This window comes from Nonomuraea sp. NPDC052634, assembly GCF_040678535.1.
In the GTDB taxonomy this organism is placed as follows: domain Bacteria; phylum Actinomycetota; class Actinomycetes; order Streptosporangiales; family Streptosporangiaceae; genus Nonomuraea; species Nonomuraea fastidiosa.
The window spans coordinates 17,398-32,999 of sequence record NZ_JBFATY010000003.1; the positions used below are offsets into that span (position 1 = coordinate 17,398).

The 15,602-nt window shown below is 71.3% G+C and carries 11 protein-coding genes; 10 read left to right on the forward strand and 1 reads right to left on the reverse strand.

All coding sequences use genetic code 11. From position 1 onward, the window contains the following. The first annotated feature begins 74 nt into the window (after nt 1–74). The 6 genes from AB0K67_RS16120 to AB0K67_RS16145 all read left to right on the forward strand — a co-directional run bounded on the left by AB0K67_RS16120 (nt 75) and on the right by AB0K67_RS16145 (nt 6,928). On the forward strand, nt 75–1,142 hold the full coding sequence (locus tag AB0K67_RS16120; RefSeq protein WP_364059657.1) for a BMP family ABC transporter substrate-binding protein: 1,068 nt from the start codon (nt 75–77) through the stop codon (nt 1,140–1,142). 90 nt (nt 1,143–1,232) lie between these two features. Beyond that, the gene (locus AB0K67_RS16125; RefSeq protein ID WP_364059660.1) at nt 1,233–2,840 is read left to right on the forward strand and encodes an ABC transporter ATP-binding protein; all 1,608 of its coding nucleotides are present in this window, start codon (nt 1,233–1,235) and stop codon (nt 2,838–2,840) included. Next, nucleotides 2,840–3,982 carry an ABC transporter permease gene (locus AB0K67_RS16130; protein ID WP_364059663.1) on the forward strand — a complete coding sequence of 381 codons (1,143 nt, stop codon included), beginning with the start codon at nt 2,840–2,842 and terminating at the stop codon, nt 3,980–3,982. Before AB0K67_RS16125 ends, AB0K67_RS16130 begins: the two co-directional genes overlap by 1 nt. Then, nucleotides 3,979–5,259, forward strand: a complete 1,281-nt coding sequence (locus AB0K67_RS16135) for an ABC transporter permease (protein WP_364059666.1) — start codon at nt 3,979–3,981, stop codon at nt 5,257–5,259. Before AB0K67_RS16130 ends, AB0K67_RS16135 begins: the two co-directional genes overlap by 4 nt. After that, entirely contained in the window at nt 5,256–5,651 is a 396-nt protein-coding gene (locus tag AB0K67_RS16140) for a cytidine deaminase (protein ID WP_364059669.1), read from the forward strand. The genes AB0K67_RS16135 and AB0K67_RS16140 overlap by 4 nt, the downstream gene beginning before the upstream one ends. Then, nucleotides 5,651–6,928: a thymidine phosphorylase gene (locus tag AB0K67_RS16145; RefSeq protein WP_364061347.1), complete on the forward strand. Its 1,278-nt coding sequence runs from the start codon at nt 5,651–5,653 to the stop codon at nt 6,926–6,928. The genes AB0K67_RS16140 and AB0K67_RS16145 overlap by 1 nt, the downstream gene beginning before the upstream one ends. A gap of 51 nt (nt 6,929–6,979) precedes the next feature. Here the strand turns inward: AB0K67_RS16145 and AB0K67_RS16150 are convergent, their stop codons facing one another. Further along, nucleotides 6,980–7,363, reverse strand: coding sequence for a MarR family transcriptional regulator (locus tag AB0K67_RS16150; protein WP_364059672.1), 384 nt, complete (start codon nt 7,361–7,363; stop codon nt 6,980–6,982). 136 nt (nt 7,364–7,499) lie between these two features. Here AB0K67_RS16150 and AB0K67_RS16155 point away from each other — a divergent pair, with 136 nt between their 5' ends. The 4 genes from AB0K67_RS16155 to AB0K67_RS16170 all read left to right on the forward strand — a co-directional run bounded on the left by AB0K67_RS16155 (nt 7,500) and on the right by AB0K67_RS16170 (nt 15,569). Beyond that, nucleotides 7,500–8,864 (forward strand): MFS transporter, encoded by a 1,365-nt coding sequence (locus AB0K67_RS16155; RefSeq protein WP_364059675.1) that lies wholly within the window; start codon nt 7,500–7,502, stop codon nt 8,862–8,864. Between the two features lie 139 nt (nt 8,865–9,003). Beyond that, entirely contained in the window at nt 9,004–9,417 is a 414-nt protein-coding gene (locus AB0K67_RS16160) for a YbaB/EbfC family nucleoid-associated protein (RefSeq protein ID WP_364059678.1), read from the forward strand. Then, nucleotides 9,414–9,716 carry a hypothetical protein gene (locus tag AB0K67_RS16165; RefSeq protein WP_364059681.1) on the forward strand — a complete coding sequence of 101 codons (303 nt, stop codon included), beginning with the start codon at nt 9,414–9,416 and terminating at the stop codon, nt 9,714–9,716. The genes AB0K67_RS16160 and AB0K67_RS16165 overlap by 4 nt, the downstream gene beginning before the upstream one ends. A gap of 6 nt (nt 9,717–9,722) precedes the next feature. Continuing rightward, the gene (locus AB0K67_RS16170) at nt 9,723–15,569 is read left to right on the forward strand and encodes a proline-rich domain-containing protein (RefSeq protein ID WP_364059684.1); all 5,847 of its coding nucleotides are present in this window, start codon (nt 9,723–9,725) and stop codon (nt 15,567–15,569) included. Nucleotides 15,570–15,602 lie beyond the last annotated feature (33 nt).

Below are 15,602 nucleotides of genomic sequence, written 5' to 3' on the forward strand. Positions count from 1 at the left end.
TCTTCCGTGCAGGTGCCGCGCGTTTCTTCGCGCCTGCGATGAGATCCGGCGGCGGGGAAATGGAAGGAGTCGCCTTGCTCGGCAAGCGATTCAGCAAGCTGATGCTCGGTTCGGTGGCGGGCGTCATGCTCATGGCAGCCGCCGCGTGTGGCGGCGGCGGTGGTGACACCACGGCCGGTCAGGAGCCGACGGGGGCCGCGAGCTCGGAGGCGGGCGGTGGCTCGCTGAAGGTGGGTCTCGCGTTCGACGTCGGTGGGCGTGGTGACAAGTCCTTCAACGACGCGGCATACGCCGGTCTGGAGAAGGCCAAGGCGGAGCTGGGTGCGGAGATCAAGGAGCTGAGCCCGTCCGCCGACGGTTCCAACCGCGGTGACCTGCTGCGCCAGCTCGCGGACGCGGGCTACAACCCCATCATCGGTGTCGGCTTCGCCTACGCCGAGGACGTCAAGAAGGCGGCCGAGGAGTACCCCGACATCCAGTTCGCGATCGTCGACTCGGCCTCGAACGCCCCCAACGTGACCGGCCTGCTGTTCGCCGAGGAGCAGGGCTCCTACCTGGCGGGCGTCGCCGCGGCGACCAAGTCGGAGACCGGCCACGTCGGCTTCGTCGGCGGTGTCGAGTCCGACCTGATCAAGAAGTTCGAGGCTGGCTTCGTGGCCGGCGTGAAGTCGGTCAAGTCGGACGCCAAGATCGACATTCGTTACCTCACCCCCGACGGTGACTTCAGCGGCTTCAAGGCCCCCGACAAGGGCAAGGTCGCGGCCGAGAAGATGTACCAGGACGGCGCGGACATCGTCTACCACGCCGCCGGCGACTCCGGTCTCGGCGTGTTCCAGGCGGCCGCCGCGGCCGGCAAGAAGGCCATCGGCGTCGACTCCGACCAGCGCGAGACGGTCAAGGAGCCGGAGCTGCAGTCGGTGATCATGACCTCGATGCTCAAGCGCGTCGATGTCAGCGTGTTCGAGTTCATCAAGGCCTTCCAGGGCGGCGCCAAGGGCGGCACGAACGTGACGTACGACCTCAAGGTCGACGGCGTCGGCCTGTCCACCACGGGCGGCGAGATCGACGACATCAAGGACAAGCTCGACGCTGCCAAGAAGGACATCGTCGACGGCAAGATCACGGTTCCTGCCAAGCCGTAATCGGGGTTGGACGTGAACAACTGAAGGCCCGGAGTCCGTACACTTCGGGCCTTCTGTCTATGCGCCCCACCCGCTTCTAGGAGAGGCGAAATGAGTGCTGACACCCTGGCCACGGCGCGACCCGCCGTAGAGCTGGAGGGCATCACCAAGCGTTTCCCCGGTGTCGTCGCGAACCACGACATCTGCATCACCGTCCAGCCCGGTACGGTGCACGCCATCGTCGGGGAGAACGGCGCGGGCAAATCCACCCTGATGAAGATCCTCTACGGCATGCAGAAGCCGGACGAGGGCACGATCAAGATCAACGGCACGGAGGTCAGCTTCCGCACGCCGAGTGACGCGATCGAGGTCGGGATCGGCATGGTGCACCAGCACTTCATGCTCGCCGACAACTTCACGGTGCTGGAGAACATCGTCCTCGGCGCCGAGCCGAAGCGGGCGGGACGGCTCGACACCGCATCGGCCCGCAGGCGCATCATCGAGCTGGCCGAAACCCACGGCCTGCGGGTGGACCCCGACAAGCTGGTGGAGGACCTCGGCGTCGGCGACCGCCAGCGCGTCGAGATCCTCAAAGTGCTCTACCGCGGAGCCCGCATCCTCATCCTCGACGAGCCGACCGCCGTGCTCGTGCCGCAGGAGGTGGACGAGCTCTTCCAGAACCTGCGCGAGCTGAAGGCCGAGGGCCTGACGGTCATCTTCATCTCGCACAAGCTCGACGAGGTGCTCGGCATCGCCGACGCCATCACCGTCATCCGGCGCGGCACCACCGTGGCCAGCGTCGATCCCCGCGAGGTCACCGCGCGGCAGCTCGCCGAGCTGATGGTGGGCAGCGAGCTGCCCACGGCCGAGACCCGCGACTCCACCGTCACCGACACCGTCGCGCTCCGGGTCTCCCACCTGACCGTGGAGGCCGACGGGCACCACCCGCCGCCCAAGGGCGTCGGCTTCGCCGGTTACGCCGCCAGGCTGCGCGAGGAGGGCAAGCGGCTGCTGCTGGACGACGTCACGTTCCAGGTGCGCAAGGGCGAGATCCTGGGCATCGCCGGCGTCGAGGGCAACGGCCAGTCCGAGCTGATCGAGGCCATCATGGGCATCCGCCCGGCGCACGGCCTGGTGGAGCTTGACGGCCGCGACATCAGCCACTGGTCCACGCTCAAGCGGCGCGAGGCCGGCATCGGCTACATCCCCGAGGACCGCCACCGCCAGGGCCTGCTCCTGGAGGCGTCGCTGTGGGAGAACCGCGTGCTCGGCCACCAGACCAGGAAGCCCGCCAGGCGCGGCATCTGGGTGGACAGGAAGGCGTCCAAGGCCGACACCCAGCGCATCATCGAGGCGTACGACGTGCGCACCCCGAGCGTGGAGACCCTGGCCCTGGCCCTGTCCGGCGGCAACCAGCAGAAGCTGATCGTGGGCCGTGAGATGAGCGGCGACCCCGCCTTCCTCATCGCCGCACACCCCACGCGCGGCGTCGACGTCGGCGCGCAGGCCGCGATCTGGGACCACCTGCGCAACGCCCGCGCCGCCGGGCTCGCCGTGCTGCTCATCTCCGCCGACCTCGACGAGCTGATCGGCCTGTCCGACTGCATCCAGGTCATCTACCGCGGCCGGCTCGTGGCCGCGCTCGACCCCTGCGAGATCACGCCCGAACAGCTGGGCGGTTACATGACCGGCGCCATCGCCGGAAACGAGGAGAAGTGATGCCCGCCGGGCTCAACCGGGCACTGCTCACCGTCGTCGGCGCCGCCGTGGCCGTCGTCCTGGCGATCGCCGTCTGCAGCGTGGCCATCGTCGTCGCGGGCGGCAGCCCGATCGACGCGCTGGCCGCCTTCTTCGACTTCGGAGAGAGCGCGCGTGCCCAGTCCAACTCCGTCGCCACTCTCCTGAACCGGGCCGTGCCGCTGTTCATCGCCGGTCTCGCGGTCGCCGTCGGCTTCCGCATGAACCTGTTCAACATCGGCGTCGAGGGCCAGTACCGCATCGCCGCCATCTGCGCGGCGTTCGTGGGCTCCACGTTCACCGCGCCCGCCCCCATCCAGATCACGGTCATCATCCTGGTGGCGGCCGCGGTCGGCGGCCTGTACGCGCTGATCCCCGCCGTCATGAAGGTGACCAGGGGCGTGAACGAGGTCATCTCCACGATCATGCTCAACTACATCGCGATCGCGCTGTCGGCGTACCTGCTGCGCGAGCCGTTCGCGGGCGAGCGGGCGGAGGGCCAGCTCAACACGACCACGCCGCCGCTGCCGGAGTCCGGCATGTTCCCCGATCTGAACTTCGTCTTCGAGTGGTTCGGCATGCTGCCGCCCACCCGCAACGGCGGTCTGTGGGGCTTCCTGCTGGTCGCCGTCGTGCTCGGCGTGGTGATCTGGGTGGTGCTCGAACGCACCAGGTTCGGCTTCAACATCAAGGCCAGCGGCCTGAACGGCCCGGCCGCGCTCGCCTCCGGCGTCAACCCCAAGACGATGATCATCGCCGCCATGATGCTGTCCGGCGGCATCGCGGGTCTCATCGGCCTGCCCGAGATCCTCGGCGACCGCGGCGCCTACACCAACAACTTCACCGCCGGGCTGGGCTTCCTCGGCATCGCGGTGGCGCTGCTCGGCCGCAACAAGCCCGTCGGCATCGCGTTCGCCGCCCTGCTGTTCGCCTTCCTCGACCGGGCGCAGGGCGCGCTCCAGTTCGCCGACATCCCCGCCTCCGTCGTCACCATCATCCAGGGCGCGATCGTGCTGCTGGTCGTCGTGGCCAACGAGGTGACGAACCGGATCGCGCTCAGAATCGAAGAACGGCGAGCCGCCCAGCAGCTCGGCAGGAACACCCCCGTTGAGGTGGCAGCATGACCAAGGTCCGCAAGTACCACCTCGCGCTGATCGCCGTCGCCGGGCTCATCCTGGTGGTGTCGCTGGTCCGCGTGCTGACGGGCTTCGACGACCTCACCTCGTCCGGCACCGTCGGCGCCGCGCTGATCCTCGCCGTGCCGATCGCCCTGGCCGGTCTCGGCGGCCTGTGGGCCGAGCGGGCCGGCGTGGTCAACATCGGCCTCGAAGGCATGATGGTGCTCGGCACCTGGTTCGCCGGCTGGGCCGGATACCAGTGGGGCCCGTGGGCGGCGCTAGTCGCCGGGCTGATCGGCGGCGCGCTCGGCGGTCTGCTGCACGCCGTCGCGACCGTGACGTTCGGCGTCGACCACATCATCAGCGGCGTCGCCATCAACCTGCTCGGCCCCGGCATCACCCGCTTCCTGTCGGAGGTGCTCTACAAGGAGGGCACACCGGCCGCCGAGGCGGGCGCGGGCATCACCAGCTCGCCCGCGGTCAGCGGGGACACGCCCACGATCAGCCTGCCGCTGCTGTCCTCGGGGCCCGACCTGCTCGGCAAGCTGGAGAGCACCCACTGGTTCCTGGTCGCCGACATCGCCGGCGTGCTGCGCGGGCTCACCCACGAGATGAACCTGCTCGTGGTGCTGGCCGTGCTGCTGCTGCCGCTGACGTTCTTCGTGCTCTGGCACACCGCGTTCGGCCTGCGGCTGCGCTCGGCCGGTGAGAACCCGTGGGCGGCCGAGTCGCTCGGCGTCAACGTCTACCGGATCAAGTACATCGCCGTGGTGATCTCCGGCGCCTTCGCCGGGCTCGGCGGCGTGTTCCTGGTCTTCGTCTCCGACAAGTACGTCGAGGGCCAGACCCAGGGCCGCGGCTTCATCGGCCTCGCCGCCATGATCTTCGGCAACTGGCGGCCGGGCGGCCTGGCCGCGGGCTCGGCCCTGTTCGGCTACGCCAACGGCCTGCAGCTGCGCAGCGCGCAGACCGTCAACACGTTCTTCCTGTTCGGCGCGGTGCTGCTGCTGGTCTACATCGCCCTGCAGATCCGCCGCATGACCGCGCCCGACCGGCCCGCCGAGCTGGCCGCGCCGGGGGGCAGGCAGTATGTGCTGATGGCTCTGGCCGTCGTGGGCGCGGCCGTGCTGTTCTGGCTCTGGCTGGTCATCGACCAGCTGCCGAACGACTTCGTCTTCATCACGCCACACGTGCTCACGCTGCTCGTGCTCCTGGTCGCCTCGCAGCGGCTGCGGATGCCCAAGGCGGACGGCGTGAGCTATCGCCGGGGGGAACAACATTGAGCATCGACTGGGACCGCCTGCGCGAGGAGGCCGCCGAAGCCATGCGGCACGCCTACGCGCCGTACTCGAAATTCCCTGTGGGAGCGGCGGCGCTGGTGGACGACGGCCGCGTCGTCACCGGGTGCAACGTCGAGAACGCCTCCTACGGGGTCGGCCTGTGCGCCGAATGCGGCCTGGTGTCGGAGCTGCAGCGCTCGGGCGGCGGCCGGCTGGTCGCCTTCACCTGCGTGGACGGCCACGGCGAGCTGCTGATGCCGTGCGGGCGCTGCCGCCAGCTGCTGTACGAGTTCGGCGGTGATGACCTGCTGGTCGAGACCGAGGACGGGCCCAAGCGCATGGCCGAGATCCTGCCGTACGCGTTCGGGCCCCAGGACCTCAGCAGGAGCTCATGATGGACGCCATCGAGGTCATCCGCGCCAAGCGGGACCGGCGCGAGCTGACCACGGCGCAGATCGACTGGATCATCGACGCGTACACGCGCGGCGAGGTGGCAGACGAGCAGATGTCGGCCCTGGCCATGGCGATCCTGCTGAACGGCATGGACCGGCGCGAGATCGCCGACTGGACCCTGGCCATGATCCGCTCGGGCGAGCGCATGGACTGGTCCTCGCTCGACCGGCCGACCGCCGACAAGCACTCGACCGGCGGGGTCGGCGACAAGATCACGCTGCCGCTCGCGCCGCTGGTCGCGGCCTGCGGGGCGTACGTGCCGCAGCTCTCCGGGCGCGGGCTCGGGCACACCGGCGGCACCCTCGACAAGCTGGAGTCGATCCCCGGCTGGCGGGCCTCGCTGTCCAACGCCGAGATGCTGGACGTGCTGCGCACGGCCGGCGCGGTCGTGTGCGCCGCCGGGTCCGGTCTCGCGCCCGCCGACAAGAAGCTGTACGCGCTGCGCGACGTCACCGGCACCGTCGAGTCGATCCCGCTCATCGCCTCGTCGATCATGTCGAAGAAGATCGCCGAGGGGACCGGGTCGCTCGTCCTCGACGTCAAGGTCGGCTCGGGGGCGTTCATGAAGACCGTGCCCGACGCCAGGGAGCTGGCCGAGACCATGGTCGCGCTCGGCACCGACGCGGGCGTGCGCACGGTGGCCCTGCTCACCGCCATGGACCGGCCGCTCGGGCTGGCCGTGGGCAACGCCCTGGAGGTCGCCGAGTCCATCGAGGTGCTGTCGGGCGGCGGTCCCGCGGACGTGGTCGAGCTCACCGTACGGCTGGCCCGCGAGATGCTGGAGGCCGCCGGCATCACCGGGGCCAAGGACCCGGCCAAGGCGCTGGCGGACGGCTCGGCCATGGACGTCTGGCGGCGGATGATCTCCGCTCAGGGCGGCGACCCCGACGCGCCGCTGCCCAGGGCGGCCGAGACCATGACGGTCGAGGCGCCCGGCTCCGGCGTGCTGACCAGGCTCGACGCCTATGCGGTCGGCCTGGCCGCCTGGCGGCTCGGCGCGGGCCGGGCGCGCAAGGAGGACCCGGTGTCGGCGGGCGCGGGCGTCGTGCTGCACGCCAAGCCCGGTGACGAGGTGCGGGCCGGGCAGCCGCTCATGACGCTGCACGCCGACGAGGCTCAGCGCTTCGAGCGCGCGCTGGAAGCCTTGGAGGGCGCGTACGAGGTGGGTGAGGCCGCCGAGGAGCGGCTGCCGCTCATCATCGACCGCATCACCCCCTGACGCGCGCAAAGGCAGCCGCCGCACGGCCGGACGGGGGTCGTGCGGCGTTCGTCATCGCGCCGCCGGTTCGCCGCTGAAGATCTCGTTGAGCACGGCGCGCTGCGTGGGCAGCGCCTCGGCGTGCCGCGCGCGGCCCTCCTCGGTGATGCTGACGAACACCCCGCGCCGGTCGGCGTCGCAGACCCCGCGCGAGACGAGCGCGGCCTTCTCCAGCCGCCCCACCACCCGTGAGAGCGCGCTCTGGCTGAGGTGGACCTCGTCGCACAGCTCCTGGATGCGGAGCTTGCGATCGTGATGGACGATCCGGTCGAGCACCTCGAACTCGCTGGGCCCGAGGCCGTGACGCTCGCCCAGCTCCCGCTCCAGCGCGCACATCGCCTGGGAGTGCTTGGCCAGGACGTAACGCCAGGTCTCGACCACGTGCTCCGCGTCCATGTCGCGGAGATTACCACCACGTCAAACGAGCATGCAACGACATTAAATGCATTTGCATTAGATGCGCGTGCATGTATTGTGTCGCGTCATGACCTCCTCTTCCTCGCGCTGGGCGGCACTGGCCGTCCTCTGTGCAGTGATCTTTCTTGACGCGCTTGACGTCTCGATGGTGGGTGTCGCGCTGCCCGCCATCCAGCACGATCTCGGTTTGACGACCTCATCGCTGCAGTGGGTGGTGAGCGGCTACGTGCTCGGCTACGGCGGCCTGCTGCTGCTCGGCGGCAGGACCGCCGACCTGCTCGGGCGGCGCAGGGTGTTCCTGGTCGCCTTGGGCGTGTTCGCCGTGGCGTCGTTGCTCGGCGGTGTGGTGGACGACGGCGGGTTGCTGATCGCGGCGCGCTTCGTGAAGGGCGTGGCCGCCGCGTTCACCGCCCCGGCCGCCTTGTCGATCATCACGACCACCTTCCCCGAGGGGCCGCAGCGCAACAGGGCGCTCAGCATCTTCACCGCCTGCGGTGCGAGCGGCTACTCCCTCGGTCTGGTGCTGTCGGGACTGCTGACCGAGCTGGGCTGGCGGTGGACGTTGCTGATGCCGGTGCCGGTCGCGATCGTCGCGCTGCTCGCCGCGCTGAAGGTGCTGCCGCGCGGCCGTGAGGAGCGGGCCGAGGGCGGCCACGACCTCCTCGGCGCAGTGACGATCACCGCGTCGATGCTGCTGCTGGTGTTCACGGTCGTGCAGGCGCCGGAGGCCGGGTGGGCGTCGCTCCGCACGATCGGCTCGCTGGCCGGAGTGGCCGCGCTGCTCGGCCTGTTCGTGTTCGCCGAGCTGAAGGTGCGCCACCCGCTGGTGCGGCTCGGCATCCTGCGCTCAGGTCACATCGTGCGGGCCAACCTCGGGCTGGTCATCCTCATGGGTTCGTACGTGGCCTTCCAGTTCGTGGCCATGCAGTACTTCCAGAACCTGCTGGGCTGGTCGGCGCTCGGCACCGCGCTCGCGTTCCTGCCCGCCGGCCTGCTCGTCGCGCTCACCTCGACCAAGATGGGCGACTTCGCCGACAGGTTCGGCACCGGCAGGCTCATCGTCATCGGCGCGGCGGCGCTGGCCGGCGGGTACGCGATCTTCCTCGGCATCGACCGCACCCCCAGCCTGGGCGGCATGGTGATCCCCGGCATGATCCTGCTCGGCATCGCGTTCGCGCTGTCGTTCCCGTCGCTCAACATCCAGGCCACCAGCGGCGTGGACGACGACGAGCAGGGCCTTGCCTCCGGCCTGCTGAACACCTCCGGGCAGGTGGGCGGCGCGATCGTGCTGGCCGTGGTGACCGCCGTGCTCACCTCGGGCGGCGGCGGTGAGACGCTCTCGATCGGCTCGCTGCGCGCGGCGATCGTGGTGTCGCTGGTGCTGGCGCTGGTCGGGCTGGCGATCTCGGCGACCGGGCTGCGGGCCCGCAAGGCGGTTCCGGCGCAGGCCGAGTCCGTACGGGCGTACGAAACGGTGTGATCATCGCAGAGCCCCTGCATTCGCTCAGTGCGGGGGCTCAGTGACAAAAGGGTTAATTCTCCCCCAATGCTGCGAGATCTGATCATCCGTTGACGGCCGGCGACTCTACAATCCCGGAGGACGAATGGGAGGATGCCGGGTGGCCGACGCGTTCGAGGCGACGATCGAGGAGATGGCGCGCGAGATCGACCAAGAGGTCGCTCGGGTCCGGGAGACGTACGCGGAGTACAACGCCATCGAGCACACCGCGCGCTCCAAGGACGGGCTGGTCGCCGTCACCGTCGGCACCGGCGGCCGGCTGCGCGGGATCGAGCTGCACCCGCGCGTCTACCGCAGCCTGTCGCCGTCCGAGCTGGCCGAGGCCATCATGCGCCAGGCCGACATGGCCACCGCCGAGGTCGCCGAGCGGGGCAGGGCGCTCATGGCGCCGCTCATGCCCGACACCGAGCACCTCGACGCGCTCTTCGGCGAGAACCCCGGCATCGACCCCTTCCTGCCCGGCCCTGCCTCGCCGGCCGCGCAAGAGGACGCCCGGCGGCAGGAGGCGAGGTGAAGGACGGCTTCTCCGTACGGCCGGAGTCGCTGCGCCGCCACGGCAACCGCTACCAGGACCTGAAGACCAACGTGGAGGAGGCGAGGACCGCTCTGCGGGCCGCCTTCGACCGCGACAGGAAGACGCTCGGCAACGACGAGTACGGCGCCGAGCTGGCCAGGAAGCTGCCCGGCATCGAGCAGGGCATCGAGGACGCCTTCAAGGCCTACCTCGGCGAGCTCGACGACCTCACCTCCGGCCTCAACGTGGCGAGCCGTAACTACGAGGCGGCGGACCGGCCGCCGGAGCGGCGCGGCTGATCGCCCATGGGGTTCGACGGGTTCCTTGTGCCCGACTGGGCCAAGCCGTACGTCGGCTGGGTCGTCGGCATGGACTGGCCGGAAGGCGACGAGAGCGGCTGCTTCCGCATGGCCGACGCCTGCATCACCGCCGCGTACCAGGTCGTCGAGGGCACCGACGCGTACCTGCCGCAGAGCGCCCGCCTGATCGGCGCCGACTGGGACGGCGACGCGCACCTCGCCTTCGCCGCGCACGTCAAGAAGACGGCGGACGCGAAGGTCGCCACCCTGGTCGAGCGGCTGGTGAACGCCGCTCTTTCGCTCAACGGCGTGGGCGTGCAGATCCAATGGGCCAAATACATGATCGAGGCCACGGTCTGGCTGCTGATCGCCCAGCTCGCCATGCTGATCAAGGCGGCCATCGTCAACAAGGCGGTGCTGCTGCTCATCCCCGCGCGCCTGCAGATCGCGCGCATGACGGTCATGCAGATCGCCAAGATCTGCCTGCGCAACATCGCCATCTACGCCGCCGTCGTGGGCGGCATGGAGGCCGGCGTCCAGGCGCTGCAGATCCAGCAGGGCCGCAGGGACGAGTTCGACCTCAAGACGATCGCGATCTCCGCGGCGAGCGGCGGCGCGATGGGCATGCTGATGGGCCTGCTGACGGGCGGGCTGTCCCGGCTGGCCACGCCCGGCCTGCGCGCCGGGCTGACCAAGGCCGAGATGTCCACGGCGGAGAAGCTGATCGCGGCGGCCCACTCCTCGCTGTACGGCCAGGCGGCGCAGTACGCCGTGACCGGCGGCCTCACCACCGCCGGGACCATGCTGGCGCAGGGGAACTTCAGCTGGGAGATGCTGGCCAAGGGCATCACGTCCAGCGCGCTCGGCGCGGACGGGCAGCACCTGGTGACGTCCCTGCACGGCGGCGGGCCCGGCGGCCAGGGCGGGCCCATGCCCGGCACCTCGCTCGCCTCGGCACCGGACCCCCAGCCCGGCGGTCCCCGTGAGCCGGGCTCCCCGCAGTCCGGGCCCCAGGGCGGCTCTCCGCAGGCGGGCGCACAGCAGCCGGTCGGCGGCCCTGTGGTGACACCTGCCGTGCCCAGGGGAGAGGCCGCCTTGCAGACGGCCCACCCGGACGGCGGCGGGCAGGCGGCGCGGTCCGAAGGGGCCGGGCAGACGGCTCGGGCGGGTGAGGGCGCGGGGCAGTCGCGTGGGCCGCTGCGCCCGCCGCGTACCGTCGAGATCGGCTCGCTCGGCGAGACGGCCGTGCACGACGTCAAGGTCCCGCGCGACGCGAAGGCCGCCGCGCAGACGATGACCGACGGCATGCCCGGCCTCACCAAGCGGGAGCGCGCGGCGGTCCGCGACTGGCTGGAGCGGGTGCTCGCCGACGGCGACCGCGACGCCTGGACCGAGCGCCTGGCGAAGGGCCACGCGCTGAGCGTCGGGGACAAGGCGCTCTACCTCAAGCTGCGCCCCGAACACTTCAGGCACGTCGAGAACCCGGACGTGGCCCCGGAGAAGCCGGTCGCGTTCGGCGGTGACGGCGTGGAGGGCAAGTCCGTACGCTCCTCCTCACGCGAGGTCAACGGCGGCCTGGTCCGCAACCTGTCCGAGTCGCCGGACGCGGCGGAGGAGTCGACCGCGCTGCCCCGTACGGGCCTGGTGGACTCCACGCGGACCACGCACATGAGCACCCTTGAGGTGATGAGCGGCCACAAGGTCATCTCGCCCACGCACGACTACTTCGTCGCGGACATCGCCATCGACGTCTACCGCGACGGCACGAAGCTCACGGGAGCGGGCAAGGTCCCCGATCTGTCGGTGACCCTCCCGTTCCCCGAGCAGTTCACCCGCGAGGGACCGGCGCGGCCCTCCGACCACCCGCCGGCCCGGCCGCGCCACGAGGTGCCGCAGGGGGCGGCGGGCAAGTTCCGCGACCACGGGATCACGGTCAGCGGGCTGGACATGACGCCGCTCGTCCTGGAGGTGCAGCGTCGCGCGCTCGCCCAGGGGGTGCCCGCGGGCGAGGTCGTCAAGATCATCGACCACCTCACCTCGACCATCCTGCAGGAGCAGGGCATCAAGAACCGCAGCCAGGCGCTGCTGTCGAGCGGGGCGGTCTCCGAGGCGGTCACGTTCAAGACGTCGATGCTGCGCTCGGCCGAGGAGTCCATCAGGATCACCGGCGAGGTGGCGCGGATCGAGCCGGTACGCGTGGACGGTCCCCCTGTCGAAGGCATGCTCAGGGACGACCTCGGGCGCCGCAACGGCGAGAACACGGCGTACCGGCAGGGCAGGGACCTCAACCTGCACGTGGGCGGCAAGATCGGCGTGCGCGTCGGGCGCTTCGCCGAGGCCATCGGGCGCGGCGTCTTCGGCTTCGGCTTCGGCTCCGACCACATCGCGACCTCGAACCGGGCGCTCGGCAACCACACCGTGGTCACCGAGAAGGCCGACCTCACCATGTACGACGCCCACCTGCGCCTGCGGGTCGAGACCGAGACGATGGGCACGTTCACCGTGGAGGTGCCCGCCGAGCTGGCCCTGCCGGCCCGGGACGCGCCGGGACTCGAACGCGACGTCTTCGGCCATGAGCTGACCCCGCCGAGCGAGTTCGGCCGCATCCAGGAGGAGCTGGCCGACCTGCACAGAGAGCTGAACCGCATACGCCGGGACTTCGCCCCCGACAGGACGGTCTACGACCCGCACCCGCTCGAACCGCGCACGCTCGCGGCGGGACGCGGGCCCGGCCTGGGCAGCGCCATCAGGGTGCACGCGGACACGCGGCTGTTCACCGAGCTGCGCCAGGCCGTCGAGCAGGCGCTGCCCGACATGCCGCAGAACATCAGGCGGCAGATCGTCCGCGACCTGGAGCTCCGCTTCGGCGGCGCCGCCCTGGAGGCGGACCTGACGTACGCGCTGAACGGCATCAGGTACGAGCGCGCGATCGCCGGGCACACGATCGAGGTGGTGGCGCGCGGCGAGCTCGGCGCCAGGCAGGAGGTCGGCGCGGCCAACCAGGTGCTGAACGAGCGCCGCATCACCTCCTGGAACGGCACCAGCCAGCGCGAGGTCTCGGCGGGCCTGCGCGGCGAGCTGGCCGCCGTGGCACGGGTGGACATCGGCAGGGCGCTCAACACCGGCGTGCCCGGGGGCCTGCTGAAGGTGGACGCCCCCAACATCGCGGGCATCCTGAGCGGCACGAAGGCCGACACGGTCGCGGTCACGTCGGGACACACGCGCTACGACCGTACCGAGGCGGGCGGCGGCTTCACCTTCACCAGGGACCTCTCGTTCGACGTCAGCATGCGGATCTCGCGGGACGGCGAGGTGGTCGCGGACACCTCATGGCGGGTGGACGGCAGCCGGGCGGAGATCGTCGTGCCCGAGCCGCACCTGCAGGAGACGCCGCTGCTGGCGGAAGACGTCGCCGGCGTCGGCCGCATCGAGCCGCTGTCCGAGCCGCCCCGCGACGTGTGGGCCCACGACGACCGCCTGCACGCGATCGTCCGCCTGGGCGCGATGCCGGACCTCGCGCGGGCGGTAGGCGAGGTCTACGCCGCCTGGGCCGATCTGCCGGCGCCCGCGCGGCGGCTCGACGTGCCGTACACGATCGAGAACGTCGTGGACGTGATCGGCCTGGAGACCATGATCACGTCGCATCCCGGCGGGCTGCCCCACCTGGTGGCCGAGCACGGCGGCTGGCGGCACGAGCTGCACGTGCGTGCCGACGTGGCGGGCATGACGTACGTGAAGTCGGAGACCGGGGTCGAGCACGAGGCGTACGCCAGCAGCAACTCGCGCGTGGCGGAGGGCGAGCGCGGCGCGCGCAGCGTCGGCGGGCACGCGCGGGCCGGCGTGCGGCTCACGCTCGGCGGCGACGGCGAGGGCGGCCACCCGGCCACCGGGACCGAGCACAAGCTGCTGGCGCGGGCCGGCGGGCACGCCGCCGCGAAGAGCATGTCGCTGGAGACGTCCTACCGTGGTGGCGGCGACGTCAGCCGGGTCACCTACAACGACGGCGGCACCTCGCACTGGTACCGGGGCGACCTGGTGCTGACCGTGACGCCGAGCAGGACCGACGGGCGGGTCGTCGAGCAAGGGGAGCCGGTCTACCTTCGCGTGTCCGACATCATGGACATCGTGCTGCCCGACGAGGTGGCCCGCCGCCACGCCCTGGACGTCCCCGAGGCGTCCGGTGCGGAGGCGGGGCGTACCCCCGAGCAGGCCGCGGAGGGGGCCGAGACGGCCGGGGAGGTGGCGCGTGCCTACGTGGCCCCCGAGGCGGCGATGAGCACCGCCTCCGTGCACCATCTCGATGCGCGCGGCGTCCTGCCCGCGATCGTCGAGACGCTGCGCGGCGAGGGCCTGCTCCTGCCCGGCCAGGAGTTCACCACGCACCCGGTGGCCGAGCACCTGCGCGGCCACTTCGGCCAGGAGGCGCTCGCCACCAAGCTGGGCGACCTGCGCGGGAACGGCGTGTCCTCGTGGCTGTTCGTCACCGACGCGGCCGGGCGGGTCACCGAACGCGTCGGCATCAGGGTCACCGCCGAACTCGGCGACGGCGTACACGTCGGCGAACGCCCCGACACGGGCCTGATGCTGCGCAGCGAGCGGCTCAGCGGCGGCCTGACGCTCAACGAGCGGGGCACCGATCACGGCGCCGAGCTGCTCGGCCGCTACATCGGGACCTCGGACGGCGACATCGTCGGCGGCGAGGCCGGAACCGCGACCTACCACGACACCCACGGCGTGGACACCCGCGGCACGAACGTCAAGGACATCAACCGCTTCCAGACCAGGGAGGCCCCGCAGGAGTTCCGGCACCCGGTCACGTACGACATCACGCTCGAACGCACCAAGGTCGGCCCCGTCATGGAGCCGGTGCAGGGCGCGGCGCGCGGCCTGCTGCTCAGGGCGGGCGAGCTGACCGGCCACGACGGCGCCGTACGCTTCTTCGACCGGCACGTCGGGGTCACCGCGACGACCGGCGCGAAGGCGCACGGCGAGGTCGGACTGCTGGTGGCGGGCCACCTGACCACGGAGGTGCCGCACGGCACACCGGTCGCGGCGCGCACCGAGGTCGTCGCGGCCCGGCCGCGCTGGGCGGAGCCGGGCGGGCCGGGCCCGCTGACCGCCATGCTCGGCCACGGGGTGCCCAAGGGAGACGTCAACCAGGTCGCCTTCCCCGCCGCCAGGGTGGTGGAGGAGTGGGCGCCGCTCGCGGCGGTGGCGCCCAAGCTGCGCGCCGAGGTGCCCGCGACGGCCGACAGGCCCGCCGGGTTCGAGCTCTCCCGCCCCGAGGGCATCGCGCTGAACGAGGCCACCAAGGAACGTACGATGCGGGCCCACCTCGGCGACCTGCTGACGCACGCGTACGAGCTGCCCGGCGTCGGCACGGTCGGCATCGAGGTCACCGGGGTCCGCGAGATCGCCGAGGCCCGGGTCAAGCAGCGCGTGTACGCGCAGGCCATGGACACGACCGGGCACGGCCGGGCACAGGGTCGGGGCCGGTCCGGGCGCGGCGGCCTTTCCGGCAGCGTGGGCGACCCGGCGCTCGGTGGCGAAGGCGGTCACGGCTCGGGGCCGGAGGGCGGCCACCATGAGAGGCCGCCGACCGTGGGGTACGGCGGCGTCGGCGGCGGCTCGAAGGCCCGGGAGGAGGCCGGGTCGCGCAACGCCGACGTGCTCGAACGCAACTTCCTGGAGAAGGAGCACGAGAACACGTACCTGGAGTGCGACATCTCGGTCGTGGTCCGCGGCAAGGGCACGCCGCTCGTGCTGGACGTGGAGCGGGGCCTCTACCTGAGGCTCACGCCGGAGGGGCTCGCCGCGCTGGAGGACGCCCATCCCGGAGTGCTCGAACGATAGGCGCTTGCGGGCCCGCGCGCTGGGAATCTACCG